The sequence below is a fragment of the Anaeroplasma bactoclasticum genome (genome assembly GCF_003550015.1).
Lineage (GTDB): Bacteria > Bacillota_I > Bacilli_A > Acholeplasmatales > Anaeroplasmataceae > Anaeroplasma > Anaeroplasma bactoclasticum.
On record NZ_QXEV01000058.1, the window covers coordinates 1 to 1,008 of the forward strand.

At 31.8% G+C, this 1,008-nt stretch carries 1 protein-coding gene; it reads left to right on the forward strand.

Annotation, left to right across the window (positions count from 1 at the left end; translation table 11 throughout):
• Positions 1–904 (forward strand): reverse transcriptase domain-containing protein (locus EI71_RS10010; protein ID WP_162849956.1); only part of this gene is annotated, 904 nt, incomplete at its 5' end.
• Between the last annotated feature and the right edge of the window lie 104 nt (positions 905–1,008).

The following is a 1,008-nucleotide window of genomic DNA, read 5'->3' on the forward strand; positions in this document are numbered from 1 at the left end:
TTTTAATGATGGATATGATTGGATAGTTGATATAGACCTAGAGAAATTCTTTGATAATGTACCACACGATAGATTATTACGTATGGTAAGTGATGTAGTTAAAGATGGGAATGTGGTTTCACTTGTAAACAAATTCTTAAAAGCTGGAGTGATGATACAGGGTAATTATGAAGATACTATAATTGGAACACCACAAGGTGGACCGCTATCACCATTATTATCAAATATTATGCTTAATAAGCTTGATAAAGAATTAGAAGCAAGAGGACTACACTTTACTAGATACGCTGATGACACAATTATATTAGTCAAGAGTGAAAAGGCAGCAAATAGAGTAATGGAATCAATAACACATTTCATTGAAAAGAAATTAGGACTAAAAGTTAATATGACAAAAACTAAAATATGTAAACCCAATGACTTAAAGTATTTAGGATTTGGTTTCCATAAAGATATTAAAAATAATACTTATGATAGCGTTCCTCATATTGACAGCAAAATGAAATTTCAAAGAAAGCTAAAGAGCCTGACAAAACGTAGCGAAAGCATTTCTTTAGACACTCGCTTTGAAAGATTAAATTGGTTAATTAGAGGATGGGTAAACTATTTTAGAATTTCCAAAATGAAATCCTTCTTAAAAGAAGTTGATAGGCATCTACGTACAAGGATAAGAATAATTATTTGGAAAATGTGGAAAGTATCAAAAGCAAGAATAGAAAATCTTGTTAAATGTGGCTACTCTAAAGATGAGGCAAGAGGTCTAGCATTTTGTAGGCGAGGATATATGTTTGTCGCACATTCTAAAATACTTCAAAATGCAATATCAAAAGAAAGACTAGCACAACCAAATAAAAAGAAAGGACGAAGAGGATTAGTCTTCGCCTTAGATTACTATTTAGCTTGAATTTAAACTTATAAATTGAACCGCCCATTGCCGAACGGCACGATGCGGTGGTGTGAGAGGGGATGAAGAATAAATATGAAAAATATTTATTTTTCTACTCTACT